Consider the following 19,849-nt stretch of genomic DNA (forward strand, 5'->3'; position numbering starts at 1 on the left):
CATTCGCGGCTCAACAGCCACCGAAAGACTGCACGGAACGCAGTCTTTCGCCCACAACCGGACGGCCCGATTTCATTTAGATTTCACACGGGCGCCTTATATGAGGAAGAGGCCCATAGACACCGCTCTCCCTGGCGGGCGCCCCATAGGATACGTCCGTACAAAGCGGACACCTGGCGGGCTGCGCCCTGGTTTTCGGACAGTCTCAGGGGGGGGCAAGTAACCTAAAGTATGTGAGAATATAGGATTTTCCTGATAATTCCGCATTTATTTGTGACCAAAAATTTGTTGATAGCTTTTGATCTCATTTGTCTCAGGTTCTGCATCCAATACCATGATCCCTCCCATCATTTCAGCCCATCTTTTGCAAATCTCCGACTCCTGCTTGACCTTGTCCGCATATTGAAGGGATTCACATTCATAATACCCGATAACTGTATCGTTGTTATTCCAAATCGTATAATTGTGAATTCCCTGTGTATTCAGAGCTTCTGTCATTTCCGGCCAAATTTGCTGATGCGTTCGAATATATTCCTCTAATTTTCCCGGAAGAATTTTTCCTGTCCACACTCTTTTTTCCATAATTTCTATTACTCCTGCCTGTCAAAGCCAATCAGCTTTTTATAATTTCATAATCGATATGAAGTACTTCCGCTATTTTAGCAATGGTATCTGCATGGTGTCCGACTCCAAGAGCATAGTGATGGGTGGGGCCTGCCATTACCCATTTTTTGATATATTCTTTTGTAGTCGGCTCAAAAAATCCTCGCGTATTTGTATTTCCTGTGGGCGGAATCGGTCCATGCTTTGAAATCCCTTCGCCAAGGATAAATTTAAACTTCCCATCGTAGCTCTGCGTAATTCCAAGCATCGTGATAGGGCCTTCTTTGATTTTAAATTCAATGGAAGCGCCTGAGCCCGGCTTTCCATGGAATTTTTTGAGGGAGCGCAGCACCGGTTTCCCATCTGCAATCGCAATATGATGAGGTCCGTCATGTCCAACCATAATATAATCTTCATCAAAGTCAAATGGATGAAATTCTGCAAAACTTCCGCCAATATTTAATCTATCCATAATAAACATTGCGATACAGGTTTTAATATCAAACTCTCCGCACATAGGAATCCCTTCTGCATTTAACAAAGAATTTCCCACGATAAAAGAACTCACTACTTGCCGATGATTCGAATCCGGCCGCCCGTTATAATAATAAGCCAGACCTGTCAGATTATATTTTTCCACAAACTTATCTAACGTTACTGCTGTCTTGGACGCATTATACAGATCTTCTTCTGTCAGTTTCATCGTCAATGGATCGGAAACCGGAACCGGAGTGTCAAAGCATTCCAGAATCAGCCTGCTTTTCTCTTCTATCTCTTCTTCCGTTACTGTTTCATATACCGCTAAGACGTCATCCACCTCAAGCAGAGGAACATGAACGCCAAATGCATCTGCAATTGCCGTTGGATCCGCATGCATATCATACATAGCCTCCAGCACATGTCCCATCAAACCAAAACGTGCGCCTTTTAAATCATGAAGCACTTTTGCAATTTCACACCATTCTGAAATATTTGTTTTTGCTTCATTATCATCATATAATACACCAATAATCACATCCTGGACCTTTTTACCCATACGGATCGCAACCCCCGTAAATTCCGGAACCGAACAGATATTATCATTTTCCAGCTGCTGGCGGGTGTTTGCCTCCTCACACTCTAACTGTCTTCGGGGTTGAAGCGCCACTAAAATAATCGGAATATCTAATGCTCGAATGATCGGTGCAAACACGGAAGAGGTTGCATAAGTGAGCATATTACAAAACAGAATATCTATCCTGCCGCCTTTGATCTCTTCCACAGCAGCAAAAGCCTTTTCGCTGTAATCGATCATTCCGAAATCTACGACATCCACTCCGTTTTCGTATACGATTTTTTTGAATTCTTCATGATATTTCATTAACTGTTCTTCCAAGCCCGGAAACTGTCCCCAGTATACCGGATGGGCAACGCCAAATACGCCGATTCTAGCATTTCGCTGTTTTAATCGTTCTACCATTTCTCTAATCTCCTTAACTCTTAGACATGAAAGATATTTTTCTGTTGAATAAAAAAAAATTTTTGTTAAACTGTAGTTAGAACTGTTTTCGAAAGGTAAATAAACTATGCCGTTAAATTTTTCCCTGGACTTTGCCGACATTCAGCCCAATATTCGATACGTACAGCGTTTTCGTGTCACAAAGGAAGAGTATCCCGATTTCTTCCGGCCATATGACTGCCGCTTTTTCTTGGTTTCTAAAGGAAGCGGCTGTCTCTATACCATTGATGCCTCTTACCGCCTTTCCCGCGGCGATGTTTTTATGTATCATTCCGGTACGGAATACCGTATGGTCAGCGATGACGGGAATCTCCTGATTCTCCTGGGCGTAAACTTCGATTATACGCAAAGTAATAAAAACCTTGTGGTTCCGATTCCGCCTGAACCGATCAGAATATTTGATGAAAATAGGATTTTAGAACGGGTTTTTCTAACTGATATGCCTGCCATGAATCAGTTTATCTATCTGCAAAATATGCAAAGCTTGGAATCTACATTACAGGATATGCTAATCGAGTTTGATTCTAAAAAAATTTTTTACAGCCAGCGTTTAAGCGGACTTTTTTTGTCTATTCTTTCCCAGTGCTACCGCACACTCTCACTCGGACAAAATCAGCGTTCCTTTTCTGCGAAAAAGGCAGAGCAAATTTTAAGCTATATCCAGCAGCATTATACGGAAAATATTACAAATGTCACTATCGGGCAGCATTTTAATTATCATCCAAATTATCTCAACAAACAGTTCATAAAATATACAGGTAAATCACTGCATCAATATCTGATGGCGTACCGTATCTCCAAGGCAATCGAAATGATCACTTCTACAGATATGACAATTTCAGAGATCGCTGATACCACCGGCTTCAGCGATATTCATCATTTTTCAAAAACATTTCGTCAAAAAACTGGTATGTCTCCCCGTGGACTGCGTTCCAGCAAACAAAATCTAGTGCTTGATATTTAGATTTTCCGTCTTAGGCTTCCTCCCTTAATCGCATCGATGGATACTGCAGCCAACAGAACGAGGCCGATAATAATATACTGCCAATAGGAACCTACGGATAAAAGCGTCATTCCGTTATTCAGCATAGCCAATATCATAGAACCCAAAAATGTTCCGAATATCGTTCCTTTTCCACCTGTTAAAGCCGCGCCGCCAAGGATAACAGCGGAAAGAGCCGTCATATTATAAGTGGCCGCAGCATTTGGCATACCTGCTCCTGTCTGTGCCGATAAGATAATACCGGCAACGCCGCACATTAATCCATTTATCAGATATAATTCGAAGCGTATTTTATTGACTTTGATGCCAGCCAGGAAGGAGGCTTGCGTATTTCCGCCTATCATGTAGATCGATCTTCCGAATACGGTCCATTTTGAAATAATATGAAAGATGATATAGCATATCAGCATGATCCACAGAGAAGTCGGTAGTCCGACCAGATATCCTCTTCCGATGAAGGTAAATTCCGGATTAGAAATCGGCAGAGACTGCCCCTGCGAGATCAGATAGGCGATTCCGCTTAAAGACTGCATCGTTGCAATGGTGGTGATAAATGCATTTAATTTTAATACCGTAATGAAAAAACCGTTCACCGCGCCACAAACGACGCCTGCAATTAATGCCGCGATACATGTGATTTCCCAGCCATAGCCTGCGCGGCTTACAACCGCAGCTACCATACCGACCACTGCGATCTGTGAACCTACCGATAAGTCAATGTTTCCAGAAATATTGACTAACGTTACAGAGCATGATACACAACCGACGATCGCTGCATACAAACCAATATTTAAAAAATTCTTCCAAGATAGAAAATGTGGAGACATGAGCGCAAAAAATAAGATTTCCAATACCAATGCGCAAATAACTGTCGTAAACGATGTATGAGTCATTTTCCCCACAACTTCTTTTAAACTCTTCTTTGCCACACTCTTAACCTCCTATCGCATACTGAACAACCAATTCCTGCGTAGCTTCATCTTTATTTAAAAAACCGCTTTTTTGTCCGTCGGACATTACCATAATTTTATCGGACATTGCCAAAAGCTCCGGCATCTCTGAGGTAATGATAATCACACATTTCCCCTCCTGACACAACTGATCCAGAATCCTGTAAATTTCTGATTTTGCACCGACATCAATGCCGCGTGTCGGCTCGTTTAAAATCAAAACATCCGGATCTAATTCCAGGCAGCGCGAAAGAATCACTTTTTGCTGATTTCCACCTGATAAGGATTCTACTGCCGTATCGATTGTTGGTGTTTTTATAGAGAATTTATCCACCCACTTCTTTGTCTTTTCAATTTCCAGACGGTTATTCAGTATCTTTTTATGGGACTTACTATAATATCCAGCCATCGTATTTACCGCAACGCTTTGATTTAAAACCAGACCTTCTGTTTTTCGTTCTGCAGGAACATAGGCAAGACCAGCATTAATGGCGTCCAGGGGTGTTTTTGGAATTAAATTTTTATTATTTATACGGATTTTTCCTTCATGAACGATATCTTGTCCGTATAAAGCGGAGCCGATTGCCTGATGCCCGGACCCCATTAAACCATAAATTCCCAAAATTTCTCCATTCCTTGCCTCAAAGGATACACTTTTCAGACTGTCTGTTGTCAGATTTTCAACCTGCAAAGCTACTTCTCCAACGACTCCGCCAATCTTAGGATACATATCGTCCAGTTCCCGGCCAACCATTTTGGAGATTAACAGGTCATTCGTAGCCTCTTTCATATCGATCTGGCCAGTTACACATCCGTCCCTCATAACAACCACGCGGTCGGCCACTTCAAAAAGCTCATCCAGTTTATGGGATATATAAAAGATCGATACGCCCTCAGACGCAGCTTTATGTATCAGTTGAAACAGATATCCTACCTCTATATCATTTAACGCGGAAGTCGGCTCATCCAGGATCAGGACTTTTGCGTTGTTGGACATAACCTTCGCGATTTCAATCAGCTGTTTCTGCGCAACAGAGCAATCTCCGATATTTATCTTGGGATCAATCGTTAAGCCTACCAGCGATAGAATCTCTTTGGATTGTCTGTACATCGTTTTATAATCTACCAGGCCGTATTTTTTCGGAATATTACCCATAAAAATATTTTCTGCAACAGAAATCGTGGAAACATAATTTAATTCCTGATGAATCACTCCAATACCTGCATTGGTCGCATCTGACGGAAGTTCAAAATTCATCTCTTTGCCTTCCATCGCAACCGTACCGATTTCCTGTTTATAAATTCCGGAAAGTACTTTAATCAGAGTGGATTTTCCTGCGCCGTTTTCACCTAGAAGCGCCACCACTTCCCCTTTGTGAATGGTTATATCTACATCGCTAAGCGCCTTTACGCCGGGAAAACTTTTACATATTCCTTTCGCTTCCATTACGATCTCATCTGAAACAATATGGTCATTTTTCATATATTTCTCTGCCATTTTATTACCTCGAATTTCAATATCTACAGACATAAAGAAACCGTAAAATAAAATTTTGGTTTCTTATATTTTAATTTACGGTTTCCCATATGAGACAGCTTTCTTTCATTTACCTTAAGTAATAGCATACCGATACAGGCATTACTCAAAATTATCCCACGGACAATTGCCTTCCGGGTAAAATTCGCTGATGTTATCCCAGGTAATCGCTTCAAATTTACAGCAGGTACTTTCAGGAATAGTTCCTGTCTCAAAATACTGCTCGATCAGTTCACAGCACTGTTCTCCATAAAGCTCAGTAAAATTAGAAATCGTACATACCCAGGACTGCTTTCCAGCTGATTCATACATCGGTTCTACAAACTGGACACCGCAGTTTGCTGAGAAAATACGTACATCCCATTCGCGGCCGGCGGTAACAGCTCCTGCATATACGCCCTGCGCCGAATTTTCATTAATGGTAAATACAATGACAGATTCTGCATCCGGATGCGCTGTCAAAAAGTCTGTGAATCTTTGCTGGCTGATAGCCGCGTCATTTTCACTCTCAATTTCTACTACTTCGCCGTATTTAATTCCATTTTCATCCAAAGCGTCAATGGACGAACGAACACGTTTCTGCACTTCATCGCCGGAAGCAATCTGAGTCATCAATACAACATAATCTACCGATCCCTCATAATTTTCCTGAATATACTTTGCTGCTGTTTCTCCATTAAAATAACCAAGCTGTTCAGAATCGATTCCGAAGAACGGCGCATCTCCCAGGGCGATATCGACAGCCAGAACCGGAATCCCCGCCTCGTCAAAAATCCCTTTTACCATATCCCCCACGGATGAGTCTACATTCAGGTCAACTACAAAATCTACCTCCTGCAATACCATGGTGTCTGCGTTTGTAATCGCCTGCTGGCCGTTGGAATTATTATCTGCATATACCAATTCCCAACCTCGTTCGTTGCAGGCCTGCTCAAATCCATATTTTACCAATTTTCCAAACGCGCCTTTTTCATTAATGTTGCATAACCCTACTTTAATCGGATCCGAATCCTCATTCTTCACTGTTGTATCGGTCTGTGTTTTCTCAGAGGTCTCTGCATTTACGTCTGTCTGTGTCTGCCCGACTCCTTTTGCCGGTTCGTCTTCCGTTTGCTTAGCCCCACATGCTGTTAGTGAAAAAATCATTACCGCTGACAGTAACATTGCTATTGCTTTTTTCATACCTTTCCTCCATATTTATAATTTTTGTACAGTTCCATGGTTCTGCTTACTTTCTAATTTTACTATGTGCTGAAAATTATTCAATAGGTTTCATCCTTTTACATCTTTTATTACAAAAAAGCGTTTTTTGACAAATATCTGCATTTTTGTAATCATTCTCATAGAAAAAATCTGATAAAAAGTATATATATTTAAAACTTTTTTGACTGCCGGCTCGTTATATAATAAGGTAAGAAACTTAATTTAGAAGACCAGGAAATCACAGAGGTAAAAACTTTGGAAGACAGGAAACTGATCAGAGAAATTCAAAAAGGAAAGAAAGAGCTTCTGAATGCCGTAGCGGAGAAATACTATGACGACATTTACCGTTTCTGCTGTTTTCAGACGGGAAATCCGGTACAGTCCTATGATTTGGCCCAGGAGACCTTTTTAAAATTCATCCGCACGGTAGACCGGTATCAATACCGGAATCTGAAAGGATATCTGCTGACAATTGCCAGAAACTGCTGTATTGATTACTATCGGGAAAAGAACCACAGCATACCAGGATTTGACCAGTTCCTTAAGGAGGGCCGGGAGGACGAGCGGCTGGCCGGGCTGGAACTGCGGGAATGCATCCTTCAGGCCATACAGCAGCTGCCATCTGTGCAGCGGGAAGCCGTGGTTCTTTACTATTATTATGATATAAAACTCCGGGAAATTGCCCAGATGACGCAGACCGGGGTGTCAACGGTAAAATCCAGGGTGCGGCAGGGCACACAGAAATTAAGAAAGTGGATCAAAGAGGAGGAATTGAAGTGAAACGGCAACGGGATACGGAGGCGTGGTTAAAAAAAGAGTGGATAAAAGAACAGGAGCCATACCGGACAGACCCGGACAAAAAAGAGAAGGCACTGGCCGGAATCCGGGCGGAAGTGAACGGACAGGTTCTTTGTTATCAGCCGGGCCTGCCGGAAATCATAGCCGGACAGCTCCAATATCTGTCGGCCGGATACTGGATTCTTCAGGGTATCCTGCTGGCTGTGATGCTGGCTGTGATGTACTGGATGAACCGCAATGTGGAGGATGCGATGACCTATATAGCCGCCGGTTCCGCCTTCGCCGCTTTCGCGGGCGTCATCGGTGTCCAGGAACTGGGCCGCAGCATGGCATACCATATGGCGGAGCTGGAGCAGACTTTTTATCTGAATATGAAACAAATGCTGGCGCTGCGGATGATCCTGTTCGGCGGAATGGATCTGCTGTTTCTGACTGTGCTGGCCCTGGTAACGCACCAGGGAGCAGAGTACGGCATCGGGGTAATGTGTATCTACCTGCTGGTACCATTTGCCGCCTCAAATATCGTCTATTTTGCCACCCTGACCCTGGCTAAAAACCGCAGGGCCAGGTATATCCAAACCGGAGCAGCCATATTAGCCGTACTGTTCTCCATGATGCCGGCCATGACACAGGAGGCTTACCGGACGGCCGCGGTACCGGCCTGGCTGGGAATCCTTCTGTTAATGCTGGCAGTGCTTGGGATACAGATCCGGATCCTGCTTCAAAAGGCGGTGAAAGGAGAATTATTATGTTGGAATTGACACTGGACAGACTGACCAAGCGGTACAGGAATAAAATAGCGCTGGACCAGGTGTCCGCGAGCTTTACACAGGGGGTATACGGTCTGCTGGGCGCCAATGGCGCCGGGAAAACCACAATGCTCCGGCTGATCTGTGACATTTTGGACCCCACAGAAGGGGAGATCCTCTGCAACGGCACACCCATACGCAGGCTGGACGGCGAATACCGGAGGCTTCTCGGATATCTTCCCCAGGACTTCGGATATTACCCCGATTTTACCGCCCTGAAATACCTGATGTATATCGCGGCGCTGAAAGCCCTTCCGCCGCAAACCGCCCGTGACAAGGTGGAAGAATGCATTCACCTCGCTGGGCTGAAGGGCGAAGAAAAGCAGAAGATCCGCGGCTACTCCGGCGGGATGCTGCGCAGGCTGGGAATCGCCCAGGCCCTGTTAAATGATCCTCGCATCCTGATTATGGATGAACCCACTTCCGGCCTGGACCCCAGAGAGCGGATCCGTTTCCGGAACATTATCAGTTCCCTGTCGAGGGACCGGATCATAATCTTATCCACCCATATTGTCTCGGATGTGGAATATATCGCGGACGAGATTCTCCTCCTCCGGTCCGGACGGCTGATTCAAAAAGGGACAGTCACAGAAGTAACTGAAGTCGTCAGAGGCCGGGTATGGGAATGCATGGTACCCCCGTCAGAGGCCGAAGAACTGGGCCGAAGATACGCGATTGCAAATCTAAAGAATCTGGAAGGGATGGTAAAAGTGCGCATCGTCTCCGACGAAAAGCCGTTCCCACAGGCGGCAGAAGCGGAGCCGGGGCTGGAAGACCTGTATCTTTACTATTTCGACCAAAAGGATATGCGAAACTTAAGGGAAACCTACGGCCCGGGCGGGAGAAGGGAGAATGAAAATGTTTCGGACAGAACTCTATAAACTTTGCCATAAGAAAATAGCAGTGATCGGATTACTCTGTCTGGTGTTTATTTCAGTATTCTATTTTTATGCATCCGGTATCGAAGATACGATGGTGACGGACAACGGGAAAACCTATCTGGGGATGGATGCGGTCCGGATTGACCGAAAGATCGCCCGTCCCTACCAGGGCGTGATGACACTTGACAAGGCCAGACAGATCCTGGACAAATACGGCTTTGCAGATTTAGAAAACCACACGGGAAATTTCAATTTCTGTAACGAGTTTGTGACCAGATATATGACGAATGCCGGCAGAGACGACGGAAAAGACGTCCACCTCCATACGCCCGAAGAGTCAGGGCTGATCAGACAGGTGGCGGCAGGCGGGATCACCTTTGGATACACGCGCGGCTGGAGTTCTTTTTTGGAAACCTATATTTTGATCTTTGTGTGTCTTTGCATATACCTTTCCATCGTGATCACCCCGTTATTTTCAGAGGAATATGCACTTCGGACAGCTGACATTCTTCTGACAACGGCACACGGCAAAAAAAGAGATATCCATGTCAAATACGCAGTATGTTTCAGTGCCGCTGTGGGACTGACGCTCTTTATGTACGCCCTTACGTTCCTGCTGTACGGTTTTGCCTACGGATTCGACGGTCTTGGGGCCAGTGCCAGCCTGATGGACATGGTCGACCCGGGCACGAAGATGCCGGTATGGGCCGTGCTGGCGCTTCTGCTGGGATGTTCGGTGCTGGCGGCATGGCTGCACACCTGTATCACAATATGGATCTCCTCCTGTTTCCGGCAGCCGTTCCTCGTAGTAATCCTGTCTGTGATCCAGTATCTGGCCCCCTGGGCAGTGAACCAGATTATCCTGGGAGCCTTACCGGTCACGTTCCTCTCTATGTGGCTGCGCCGCTTTACTATGCTGTTCCCGTTTTACCTGCTGTTCGCGTGGGGATATCACGATCCGGTGAGTTTTAAGGTTTTTAAACTATTATTCTTTGCAGCGTTCTCTACACTCTGTCTGCTGCTGGCACGAAGAAAATACGGCCATTATCAGGCAGGAAACTGAAGAAAAGAAGTCTGGTAAAAACGCCGTTTTACGGTTATAATACCGTTAGCTGTAAAATATGGGTTTGCGTAAACGAAACTACTGCTGTGATACATGAGAACAGAGTTGATTGCTGATAACAAACCGCAAAGACGAATAGAAAAGGCTGAGGACCATTGAACAAAAGAGAGATAGAGGCAGGGAGACGAAAGAATGAGTAAAAGAGTAAACTGTGAATGCTGCGGCAATTACTTTTATGACGAGGAATCCGGATATTACGAATGCCAGATCAATTTGGACGAGGATGAGATGGGAAGATTCCTGACCGATTCCTTCCGGGACTGTCCGTATTTTCAATATGACGATGAGTACCGGATCGTCCGAAAGCAGATGTAGAAATACCTAACGCATGCAGGGGCGGTTTCCGGAGGCGGCCCCCATTTCGTTTAGGCCCTGCCTCCCAAAACCGTCCCCTGTGCCCGCCTTATCCCGCCCCCAGCACCGCAAAAGCGGTGTAAGCAGTAAAATTATCCAATTCCCCCTTGCGAAGAAGCAGAAAACAGTTTATAGTATAAAAAAACAGAACGATCTGATACAGCAGAAACAGCGTTGAGAAAAGCTGCGGTTGTGAATTTCTACAGAGAGCCGGTGGTTGGTGTGAACCGGTGAAAGGAAGAACCTTTCCACTTTTTTAGCTGTTGGTGAAAGCCAGAGGCCGGTATCCTTTATCATACCTTCGAGAGGCCGTCACGGATGTGTACGGCAATTTGGGTGGCAACGCGGATTCCTATTCGTCCCATAGCAGGGGGGAACAGGAATTTTTTTATTTCATAGGAAACGGAGAGTTTTGCAAGCAAAACCGCGGTATCAGAGCTGTTCTAAATAAAAAGATTTGTTGCCGGAGGGTAAGACCCGGCAGCCATGAAACGGAGGAAAACAACATGCTGGATTTAAAATTTGTCAGAGAGAATCCCGAAGCAGTAAAGCAAAATATCAGGAACAAGTTCCAGGAAAGCAAGCTGCCGCTGGTAGATGAGGTGATCGCCCTGGACACCGAACACCGGAAGGTACTGCAGGAGATGGAGGCGCTGCGCGCCGAGAGAAACCGGATCTCCAAACAGATCGGCGGGCTGATGGCACAGGGAAAGAAGGAAGAAGCGGAGGAAACCAAGAAAAAGGTCACGGAGTTTTCCTCGCATCTGGCAAAGCTTGAGGAACAGGAAAAAGCAGGCAATGAGAAAATTACGAAGATCATGATGACCATCCCTAATATCATCGATCCCAGCGTGCCGATCGGAAAAGACGACAGTGAGAATGTAGAGGTACAGCGCTATGGGGAACCGGTGGTGCCGGATTTTGAGATTCCGTATCACACAGAGATCATGGAACGTTTCAATGGGATCGATCTGGACAGTGCCAGAAGGGTTGCCGGAAATGGTTTCTACTATCTGATGGGCGATATCGCCAGACTGCACTCCGCGGTGATATCCTATGCCAGGGATTTTATGATCAACCGGGGATTTACCTACTGTGTGCCTCCGTTTATGATCCGAAGCGATGTAGTGACCGGTGTGATGAGTTTCGCGGAAATGGATGCCATGATGTATAAAATAGAAGGGGAAGATCTCTATCTGATCGGAACCAGTGAACATTCCATGATCGGAAAATTCATTGATTCGATCCTTCCGGAAGAACAGCTGCCCTATACCCTGACCAGCTATTCTCCCTGTTTTAGAAAAGAAAAGGGAGCGCATGGTCTGGAGGAACGCGGGGTGTACCGTATCCACCAGTTTGAGAAGCAGGAAATGATCGTGGTGTGCAAGCCGCAGGACAGCATGATGTGGTATGACAAGCTCTGGCAGAACACGGTGGATCTGTTCCGCTCCCTGGATATCCCGGTCCGCACGCTGGAATGCTGCTCCGGTGATCTGGCCGACCTGAAGGTGAAATCCGTGGATGTGGAAGCCTGGTCGCCGAGACAGAAGAAATATTTCGAGGTGGGCAGCTGTTCCAATCTGGGAGACGCCCAGGCCAGAAGGCTTAAGATCCGGGCGGTAGGGGAAGGCGGCAAATATTTTGCCCATACGTTAAATAATACCGTGGTGGCTCCTCCTAGAATGCTGATCGCGTTCCTGGAGAACAATTTGAATGAAGATGGCACGGTGCGGATCCCCGAAGCCCTCCGGCCTTATATGGGCGGGGCAGAAGTGATCGATTAAGCGGATACGGATAATGGAATACAAAATGTGGAAATCTTTAGCTCAGATTGAAAAGATACGGTTGTTCCGGTAACTTTTGAATTTGGACAGGGTTTCCACATTTTTTATGCATAAATTCGGATAAAGAGAAGTTTCTGGCCGTACGGAGTTCTGTTCCAGGATGGTATCCGGTTAATTCCGCTTCGAGAACTGTATCCGAGAATGGTGCGGGCCTGCGTTTTTCTGGGCGCGGGAGTGGGCATCGCCGGCAGCCTGTTTGCCATGCGCAAGCTGAAGGATAAAAAAAGCCGATACTCAAAAATTTGTCAAAATCAAGGCAAAATCGTATAATTTTCACATTGATCATGTATCCTAGTAGTGATAAACTTCAATAATAGTAAAATCCAGGATTATGGAATGCGTGAAAAAATACAGGTGAGATATTTCGGGAGGTATCATATGATAGAAAAGCAATTGCGTGACATCATCACTCGGCGCTATCACAAAAAAGCGGAGGAGTGCAGCAGAGAGGAATTGTACTATTCCCTGCTGGAGCTGACAAAAGAGATCACAAAGGAACGCGGATACAACGAAGGGGAGCGCAAGCTCTATTACATTTCCGCCGAGTTTCTGATCGGCAAGCTCTTATCAAACAACCTGATCAATCTGGGGCTGTTCGAAGAAGTGGAAGAAGTGCTGGTGAAGTTTGGAAAAACGATAGAGGAGGTAGAAGCTGCTGAGCCGGAGCCATCCCTGGGAAACGGCGGGCTGGGCCGTCTGGCTGCCTGTTTTTTGGACTCCATCGCAACGCTTTCCCTGCCTGGCGACGGTATCGGCCTGAATTATCATTATGGGCTGTTTCGGCAGATATTTGAAAAACATAAGCAGAAAGAGTTAATCAACCCCTGGATCGAGCCGGAGAGCTGGCTGAACCAGACCGATATCCATTTTGATATACCCTTTAAAAATTTCACGCTGAAATCCCGCCTTTACGATATCGATGTGACGGGTTACGAGAGCAAAAATAATAAACTGCATCTGTTTGACGTGGAGACGGTGGATGAAAAGCTGGTAGAGGAAGGCATCCATTTTGATAAAAGCCAGGTGGAAAAGAATCTGACTTTATTCCTGTACCCGGATGACAGTGACAAAGAAGGAAATCTGCTCCGCATTTACCAGCAATACTTCATGGTCAGCAACGGCGCGCAGCTGATCTTAAAAGAGTGCAAAGAAAAAGGTTACGATCTGCACAAGCTGGACCAGCATGTGGTGATCCAGATCAACGACACCCACCCTACCCTGGTGATCCCGGAGCTGATCCGTCTGCTGATGCTTAAGGGCATCCGTATGGATGAGGCCATCGGCATCGTCTCCAGGACCTGTGCGTACACCAACCACACGATCCTGTCGGAAGCGCTGGAAAAATGGCCCTTCGAGTACCTGGATGAAGTGGTACCCCATCTGATGCCGATCATCTGTGAGCTGGACACCAGAGTAAAAGAGGAGTACGCCGATCAGAAAGTACAGATCATCGACGGGGAGAGAAGGGTACACATGGCCCATATCGATATCCATTACGGATTCAGTGTCAACGGGGTGGCGGCCCTGCACACTGAGATCCTGGAACAGTCGGAACTTAAGCATTTCTACGATATTTATCCGGAGAAATTCAACAATAAAACCAACGGGATCACCTTCCGCCGCTGGCTGCTGGAGGCAAACCATCCGCTGGCAGACTATATCGCCTCACTGATCGGAAATGGGTTCAAGAAGGACGAGGAAGAACTGGAACAGCTGTTACAATACCGGGACGTAAGCCAGGTGAAGGAGCGGCTGCTTGCCATCAAGAAAGAGAATAAGCTGGCGTTAAAGCGGTACCTGGCAGAGACGGAAAATATCGAGATCGACGAAAATTCCATCTTTGATATCCAGATCAAGCGTCTGCACGAGTATAAGCGCCAGCAGATGAACGCGCTCTATGTGATACACAAATACCTGGAGATCAAAAAAGGCAGAGTGCCTTCCACGCCGGTCACCCTGATCTTCGGGGCCAAGGCGGCCCCGGCCTACGAGACAGCTAAGGATATCATACATCTGATCCTCTGCCTGCAGGAGTTAATCCAGGACGATCCACAGGTCCGCAGGCACATGAATCTGGTTATGGTCCAGAACTATAACGTGACCAAGGCCACGAAACTGATACCGGCCTGTGATATCTCCGAACAGATTTCCCTGGCATCCAAAGAGGCCAGCGGAACCAGCAACATGAAGTTCATGCTGAACGGGGCGGTGACACTGGGAACTATGGACGGTGCCAACGTGGAGATACATGATCTGGTCGGGGATGAAAACATCTATATCTTCGGAGTTGGCAGCAAAGAAGTAATCGAACACTATGCCAAGGAAGACTATGTATCCAAAGACTATTACGAGAAAGACCCGGAGATCAAAGAGGCCGTGGACTTTATCACCGGCCCGGAGCTTATGAAAATCGGAGACCCGGAAAACCTGAACAGGCTGCAGAAGGAACTGATCGGCAAAGACTGGTTCATGACGCTTCTGGACCTGAAGGACTATATCCGTACGAAGGACCGGATGATCAAAGACTACGAGGACCGGGAAGGATGGAGTGAGAAGATGCTGGTAAATATCGCAAAGGCCGGATATTTTTCTTCCGACCGGACCATTGAACAGTATAATGAGGATATCTGGAGACTGAAATAAGCCGAAAACCTAAAAACATTCCTGTGCGCTATGAGCATATTCCATAGGCCAATCGGAAATAAAAAGGCGAAATCAACTTCCGTTGCAGTTCAAATCCATCCGCCATCCAGGGTGATCACCTGACCGGTCAGATAAGAAGGAGCAAGAGCCAGCTGATAAACCATCTGAGCTACCTCCTGCGGGTCGCCGCAGCGCCCCGCAGGGATCTCCTCCATCAGTTCCTGACGCTCTGATGCGGACAGGAACTGATTCATTTCCGTCTCAATAGCCCCGCAGGCTACAGCATTCACCTGGATATTACTGGGAGCCAGTTCCTTAGCCAACGCGCGGGTAAGAGCGTTTACCCCGCCTTTGGAAGCGGAATAAGCCACTTCGCAGGAAGCGCCCACATTTCCCCAGACCGATGAAATATTAATAATCCGTCCCTTCTTTTTTGAAAGCATATAAGGCACAGCCAATTTACTGCAATAAAACACCGAAGATAGATTCGTATTCAACAAATCCTGCCACTCATCCGCAGACATATCCTGCAGAAGGCCGATATGAGAGACCCCGGCATTGTTTACCAGGAGATCTACTCCGCCTAAACGCCGTTCAATTTCCGAAAAAATACCCAGCGCCTGCTCATAATTTCCCACATCACCCGGGCAGACAAGACAGGCCTGACCTGTCCGTTCTTCGATTTCATGCCTAACATCCTGCAGCCGATCCAGAGACCGGGCACAATTCAAAACCACCGACCAGCCCTCCACAGCAAACTTCAAAGCAATAGCCCTGCCGATTCCCCGCGAAGAACCAGTGACCAGAACAGTTTGACCCATGTGTAGATTCCCTTCTATTCTTTTCCGGCATACCTTCCGAATAAAGATTCTCTTTTCTTCTGATCTTACTACAATCCACAGCTTAAGCGCAAGGATCATTACTCAAAAACCTAAAACACATGATCCCAAATACCAAAGCTAAGCCGTTAAACCTATGAACCTGCCTCTCATGAAATCCATGCCCCGTCCAGTGTATATCCCCATTCCGGCCCGGATTTTTTTGCTTTGCAGTCATCATACCCGATCGCCCCGTCCCCGCCCCGCCATTTCTTAACCGTAAAATCAAAAGAAGAGCCTTTTACCGGGGTATCCGTAAGCGTAATCAGAATCCCATCCTCGAAACTTAGACGATCCTTATCAATATACCCCTGTTCACACAACTCATCCCACGAACTCTGGAAAGCTTCGTATCCGAACTGAGTCCATACCAGATAAGCAAGAGCCCCTTTCTCTGCGTCCGTTAGATTATGCACTTCGGTAAGATCCAGAGCAATGGTATGAATATCGCTGTTAAGCGCCGAATCTGTCTCAAAGATATCCCGGACAATCGTCAGATAAAATCCAGTCATATCATCACCAGCATCCGTAATCCGAACCAGGGAAGGATTAGCGACGATCCCGGGATAAACCTCCTCGATAAATCCGTCATACTCCACATCCACCACCATTCCCGGTAAAACCTCCCCAGCCTTTACCGGATTACCCGAAGAATCCACGATCTGAATATCAGCCGTTCCTACCGTAAATAGATCCGACGAAGCATTCTCATCCACAGCCAAAAGAATCGTCGTATCCGACACCTGAATCACCGTCCCCTTCATCACCGCTTCCGGCACGGCAGAAGGCTTTGCAGCCGCTATCCCAGAAGAGTTCCCTGCCAGCTGTCCCCCGGACATGTCCCCTCCTTCCATACCAGCAGCAGCCGGCGTCGCCGCCAGTCCCATATCCCCCGATCCATTTAAATCCGCAGAATCCATCGATTTCCCAGAATCCGTCGAATCCGGCTCAGCCGTTCCCGCCGTTTGGCACCCAACCAAACTAAGCATCAACACGAACAGCAGACAAAAACCCCTTTTATACCACCTTATCCTACTCATACAGAAACTCCTTCCCAGGCTCCTTAGGCGCAAACGCTCAATATAAGCTCCAATAAATTCCAACATAAACCTCTTTTCTTATAAGTGTAAACCAAACGCCCAACTGTTGCAAACCCAGTAAAATATAGTGTTCAAAAACTATCTCTAATGCGCACATATAAAAAGGCTTTTACCAGTGTAGGGGAGAGAGGGAAGGGGCCCGGCCCAGCAAGGCCACGCCCCTTCCCTCTCTCCCCGGCCCCAACCTCTAAAAGCCCTTTCCTCTTCCCCATTATTGCATTTTCTCCAGTAGTTTGCTATGATAAGGGATAAGAATTTTCTGGAAAGGAAGTAATGCTATGATAGCAGATAAAATGATAGGTATGGTTCAGAATAGTTCGGCGATCCGGGCGATGTTCGAGGAAGGAAAACGTCTGGCGGCGATCTATGGAGCGGATAAGGTATATGATTTCAGTCTGGGCAATCCAAGTGTGGATGCTCCCGCGGAAGTGAAACAGGCGGTTATGGACATCATACAGGAGGAGGATTCTCTGGCTGTCCACGGATATATGAATAATTCCGGGTTTGACGATGTGCGCCAGGCGATCGCGGAATCCCTGAACAAAAAGTTCGGTACCTCTTATCAACTACATAATATTCTGATGACCGTAGGAGCGGCAGGAGGTCTGAATGTAATCTTCAAGACCTTACTGAATCCCGGTGATGAAGTGCTGGCATTCGCTCCATTCTTCGGTGAATACAGAAGTTATGTCGCCAACTTTGAAGGAACCCTGGTGGTGGTTCCCCCTAACACGGAAACCTTCCAGCCCAACCTGGACGAATTTGAGAAGCTGATCACCGGCCGGACGAGAGCGGTCATAGTCAATTCTCCGAATAATCCCACCGGCGTGGTATATTCCGCGGACACACTGAAAAAGATGGCGGAAATCCTTCACAGAAAACAGGAAGAATTCCATACGGACATTTATCTCATTACGGATGAACCATATCGGGAGCTGGTATATGACGGGGTGGAAGTACCGTGGGTCGCGGATTATTATGAAAATACCATCATCGGCTATTCCTACAGCAAATCCCTGTCCCTGCCGGGAGAGCGGATCGGTTATCTGGTGATCCCGGATGAAGCTGCCGATAGTGAGATGATAATCAATGCGGCGAATGTGGCCAACCGGATTCTGGGCTATGTAAACGCGCCGTCCCTGTTCCAGAAAGTCGTCGGCCGGTGCCTGGATGCCAAAGTTGATGTTGCCTTCTATGACAAAAACCGGAAAGCGCTCTATGAAGGGCTGAAAAAGTGTGGATTTACCTGCATTAAGCCGGAAGGCGCATTTTATCTGTTCGTAAAATCTCCGGTTCCGGATGAAAAAGAGTTCTGTGAGGAAGCGAAAAAACACAATATCCTGATCGTGCCGGGCACCTCTTTTGCCTGCCCCGGATATGTCAGGATCGCGTACTGTGTAGCTTATGAGACAATCGTAAATGCCATGCCCGGCTTCGAGGCCCTTGGCAAGGTATATTTTTAAAAGGTGGAGATACGAATGAGAACATGGGAAAAGAATATCCGAAAGGTCACCCCCTATGTGCCCGGTGAACAGCCAAGAAGAGACAATATCATCAAGCTGAATACCAATGAAAATCCCTATCCTCCGTCACCGGAGGTCAGGCAGGCGGTAAAAAGCATGTCCACCAGAGCCATGCGGCTCTACCCGGATCCGGCATCGTCGGATCTGGTGGAGGCGCTGGCCCATCATTATCATCTGAGCAGCGGCCAGATATTTGTGGGAGTGGGCTCAGACGATGTGCTTGCTATGGCGTTCATGACTTTTTTTAACTCGGACAAGCCGCTGATGTTCCCGGATGTGACCTACTCCTTTTATCCGGTATGGGCAGAGTTGTTTCAGATTCCCTATGAAATGGTGCCGCTGGATGATCAGTTCCATCTGGTGAAGGAGGATTATGTCCGGGAAAACGGCGGAATTATTTTTCCGAATCCCAATGCGCCTACCGGTGTGTATGAGCCGCTGCAGGATGTCCGCTGGATCTTACAGCACAACAGGGACAGTGTTGTCATCGTAGATGAAGCCTATATTGATTTCGGCGGGAAGTCGGCGGTGAAATTGATCGACGAATTTGAGAATCTGCTGGTGGTCCAGACATTTTCAAAGTCCCGCTCACTGGCCGGTATGAGAATCGGCTATGCGATGGGTAACCCGCGGCTGATCCGGTATCTGAATGACGTAAAGTACTCGTTTAATTCCTATACCATGAGCAGGGCGGCGATAATCCTGGGCGTCGAGGCAGTCAATGACGAAGCTTATTTCCGGGAAACCCTGGATCAGATTATCACCACCAGGGAGCGGGTGAAAGAGGAATTGAGGGAGCTGGGATTTGAGTTTCCGGATTCCAGGGCGAATTTTCTGTTTGCCACTCATCCGGACTATCCGGCCCGTGAACTGCAGGCCGCGCTAAAAGAAGAGGGGATCTATGTCCGTTATTTTGATGCCCCCCGGACGGATAATTATCTGAGAATTACCATCGGAACGGACGAGGAGATGAATGTTTTTCTCGGTTTCCTGAGAAAATATAGGAAGAAATGAATAGAACTTTCAGAATTGTATAGAAATCTAAATTTAAGAAGTATAGAAATCTAAGATGTATAGGAATTTTAAGAAGTGAAGTAACTTT

General features: G+C 46.7%; 17 protein-coding genes. 10 read left to right on the top strand and 7 right to left on the bottom strand.

The window, feature by feature from the left end:
* Window positions 1-267: 267 nt before the first annotated feature.
* The gene (locus KTH90_RS21925; RefSeq protein ID WP_158352026.1) at window positions 268-582 is read right to left on the bottom strand and encodes an L-rhamnose mutarotase; all 315 of its coding nucleotides are present in this window, start codon (window positions 580-582) and stop codon (window positions 268-270) included.
* Window positions 583-613: 31 nt separating this feature from the next.
* Window positions 614-2,062 carry an L-fucose/L-arabinose isomerase family protein gene (locus tag KTH90_RS21930; protein ID WP_158352024.1) on the bottom strand — a complete coding sequence of 483 codons (1,449 nt, stop codon included), beginning with the start codon at window positions 2,060-2,062 and terminating at the stop codon, window positions 614-616.
* A gap of 106 nt (window positions 2,063-2,168) precedes the next feature.
* On the opposite strand from KTH90_RS21930, the gene KTH90_RS21935 reads away from it, so the two are divergent.
* A complete protein-coding gene (locus tag KTH90_RS21935) occupies window positions 2,169-3,065 on the top strand; it encodes an AraC family transcriptional regulator (RefSeq protein WP_158352022.1) in 897 nt (298 codons plus the stop codon).
* Here KTH90_RS21935 and KTH90_RS21940 read toward each other — a convergent pair.
* The 3 genes from KTH90_RS21940 to KTH90_RS21950 form a co-directional block, all read right to left on the bottom strand.
* Window positions 3,062-4,033 (bottom strand): ABC transporter permease, encoded by a 972-nt coding sequence (locus tag KTH90_RS21940; RefSeq protein WP_158352020.1) that lies wholly within the window; start codon window positions 4,031-4,033, stop codon window positions 3,062-3,064. The two genes, KTH90_RS21935 and KTH90_RS21940, sit on opposite strands and share 4 nt — an antisense overlap.
* A 4-nt stretch (window positions 4,034-4,037) precedes the next feature.
* The gene (locus KTH90_RS21945; protein WP_238727482.1) at window positions 4,038-5,552 is read right to left on the bottom strand and encodes a sugar ABC transporter ATP-binding protein; all 1,515 of its coding nucleotides are present in this window, start codon (window positions 5,550-5,552) and stop codon (window positions 4,038-4,040) included.
* A gap of 141 nt (window positions 5,553-5,693) precedes the next feature.
* On the bottom strand, window positions 5,694-6,773 hold the full coding sequence (locus KTH90_RS21950; RefSeq protein WP_158352016.1) for a sugar ABC transporter substrate-binding protein: 1,080 nt from the start codon (window positions 6,771-6,773) through the stop codon (window positions 5,694-5,696).
* 276 nt (window positions 6,774-7,049) lie between these two features.
* Here KTH90_RS21950 and KTH90_RS21955 point away from each other — a divergent pair, with 276 nt between their 5' ends.
* From KTH90_RS21955 to KTH90_RS21985, 7 genes are all read left to right on the top strand, one after another.
* Window positions 7,050-7,574: an RNA polymerase sigma factor gene (locus KTH90_RS21955; protein WP_158352014.1), complete on the top strand. Its 525-nt coding sequence runs from the start codon at window positions 7,050-7,052 to the stop codon at window positions 7,572-7,574.
* Window positions 7,571-8,353, top strand: coding sequence for a hypothetical protein (locus KTH90_RS21960; RefSeq protein ID WP_158352012.1), 783 nt, complete (start codon window positions 7,571-7,573; stop codon window positions 8,351-8,353). The genes KTH90_RS21955 and KTH90_RS21960 overlap by 4 nt, the downstream gene beginning before the upstream one ends.
* The gene (locus KTH90_RS21965) at window positions 8,341-9,282 is read left to right on the top strand and encodes an ABC transporter ATP-binding protein (protein ID WP_158352010.1); all 942 of its coding nucleotides are present in this window, start codon (window positions 8,341-8,343) and stop codon (window positions 9,280-9,282) included. The genes KTH90_RS21960 and KTH90_RS21965 overlap by 13 nt, the downstream gene beginning before the upstream one ends.
* Window positions 9,254-10,345, top strand: coding sequence for a hypothetical protein (locus KTH90_RS21970; protein WP_238727483.1), 1,092 nt, complete (start codon window positions 9,254-9,256; stop codon window positions 10,343-10,345). Before KTH90_RS21965 ends, KTH90_RS21970 begins: the two co-directional genes overlap by 29 nt.
* Before the next feature lie 192 nt (window positions 10,346-10,537).
* Window positions 10,538-10,720: a DUF6472 family protein gene (locus KTH90_RS21975; RefSeq protein WP_158352006.1), complete on the top strand. Its 183-nt coding sequence runs from the start codon at window positions 10,538-10,540 to the stop codon at window positions 10,718-10,720.
* A gap of 545 nt (window positions 10,721-11,265) precedes the next feature.
* Window positions 11,266-12,543 (top strand): serine--tRNA ligase, encoded by a 1,278-nt coding sequence (gene serS, locus KTH90_RS21980; RefSeq protein ID WP_158352004.1) that lies wholly within the window; start codon window positions 11,266-11,268, stop codon window positions 12,541-12,543.
* Between the two features lie 438 nt (window positions 12,544-12,981).
* Window positions 12,982-15,246 carry a glycogen/starch/alpha-glucan phosphorylase gene (locus KTH90_RS21985; protein WP_158352002.1) on the top strand — a complete coding sequence of 755 codons (2,265 nt, stop codon included), beginning with the start codon at window positions 12,982-12,984 and terminating at the stop codon, window positions 15,244-15,246.
* 89 nt (window positions 15,247-15,335) lie between these two features.
* Here KTH90_RS21985 and ymfI read toward each other — a convergent pair whose 3' ends face one another.
* Together ymfI and KTH90_RS21995 are read right to left on the bottom strand one after the other, a co-directional pair.
* Complete coding sequence (gene ymfI, locus KTH90_RS21990) at window positions 15,336-16,067, bottom strand: elongation factor P 5-aminopentanone reductase (RefSeq protein WP_158352000.1); 732 nt, start codon at window positions 16,065-16,067, stop codon at window positions 15,336-15,338.
* A gap of 167 nt (window positions 16,068-16,234) precedes the next feature.
* Complete coding sequence (locus KTH90_RS21995; protein ID WP_158351998.1) at window positions 16,235-17,164, bottom strand: hypothetical protein; 930 nt, start codon at window positions 17,162-17,164, stop codon at window positions 16,235-16,237.
* Window positions 17,165-17,502: 338 nt separating this feature from the next.
* On the opposite strand from KTH90_RS21995, the gene KTH90_RS22000 reads away from it, so the two are divergent.
* Both KTH90_RS22000 and hisC read left to right on the top strand, forming a co-directional pair.
* A complete protein-coding gene (locus tag KTH90_RS22000) occupies window positions 17,503-18,687 on the top strand; it encodes a pyridoxal phosphate-dependent aminotransferase (protein WP_158351996.1) in 1,185 nt (394 codons plus the stop codon).
* 15 nt (window positions 18,688-18,702) lie between these two features.
* Window positions 18,703-19,761: a histidinol-phosphate transaminase gene (hisC, locus tag KTH90_RS22005; RefSeq protein ID WP_238727484.1), complete on the top strand. Its 1,059-nt coding sequence runs from the start codon at window positions 18,703-18,705 to the stop codon at window positions 19,759-19,761.
* The last annotated feature ends 88 nt before the right edge of the window (window positions 19,762-19,849 follow it).

The organism is Diplocloster modestus (assembly GCF_019042245.1).
In the GTDB taxonomy this organism is placed as follows: domain Bacteria; phylum Bacillota; class Clostridia; order Lachnospirales; family Lachnospiraceae; genus Diplocloster; species Diplocloster modestus.

What these genes read in the sequence shown, in the direction of transcription:
- KTH90_RS21970 (WP_238727483.1), top strand. Translation starts at nt 9,254, where the DNA reads ATGAAAATGTTTCGGACAGAACTCTATAAACTTTGCCATAAGAAAATA.
- ymfI (WP_158352000.1), bottom strand. Translation starts at nt 16,067, where the DNA reads ATGGGTCAAACTGTTCTGGTCACTGGTTCTTCGCGGGGAATCGGCAGG.
- serS (WP_158352004.1), top strand. Translation starts at nt 11,266, where the DNA reads ATGCTGGATTTAAAATTTGTCAGAGAGAATCCCGAAGCAGTAAAGCAA.
- KTH90_RS21930 (WP_158352024.1), bottom strand. Translation starts at nt 2,062, where the DNA reads ATGGTAGAACGATTAAAACAGCGAAATGCTAGAATCGGCGTATTTGGC.
- KTH90_RS21950 (WP_158352016.1), bottom strand. Translation starts at nt 6,773, where the DNA reads ATGAAAAAAGCAATAGCAATGTTACTGTCAGCGGTAATGATTTTTTCA.
- KTH90_RS22000 (WP_158351996.1), top strand. Translation starts at nt 17,503, where the DNA reads ATGATAGCAGATAAAATGATAGGTATGGTTCAGAATAGTTCGGCGATC.
- KTH90_RS21935 (WP_158352022.1), top strand. Translation starts at nt 2,169, where the DNA reads ATGCCGTTAAATTTTTCCCTGGACTTTGCCGACATTCAGCCCAATATT.
- KTH90_RS21945 (WP_238727482.1), bottom strand. Translation starts at nt 5,552, where the DNA reads ATGGCAGAGAAATATATGAAAAATGACCATATTGTTTCAGATGAGATC.
- hisC (WP_238727484.1), top strand. Translation starts at nt 18,703, where the DNA reads ATGAGAACATGGGAAAAGAATATCCGAAAGGTCACCCCCTATGTGCCC.
- KTH90_RS21975 (WP_158352006.1), top strand. Translation starts at nt 10,538, where the DNA reads ATGAGTAAAAGAGTAAACTGTGAATGCTGCGGCAATTACTTTTATGAC.
- KTH90_RS21985 (WP_158352002.1), top strand. Translation starts at nt 12,982, where the DNA reads ATGATAGAAAAGCAATTGCGTGACATCATCACTCGGCGCTATCACAAA.
- KTH90_RS21925 (WP_158352026.1), bottom strand. Translation starts at nt 582, where the DNA reads ATGGAAAAAAGAGTGTGGACAGGAAAAATTCTTCCGGGAAAATTAGAG.
- KTH90_RS21995 (WP_158351998.1), bottom strand. Translation starts at nt 17,164, where the DNA reads ATGAGTAGGATAAGGTGGTATAAAAGGGGTTTTTGTCTGCTGTTCGTG.
- KTH90_RS21965 (WP_158352010.1), top strand. Translation starts at nt 8,341, where the DNA reads ATGTTGGAATTGACACTGGACAGACTGACCAAGCGGTACAGGAATAAA.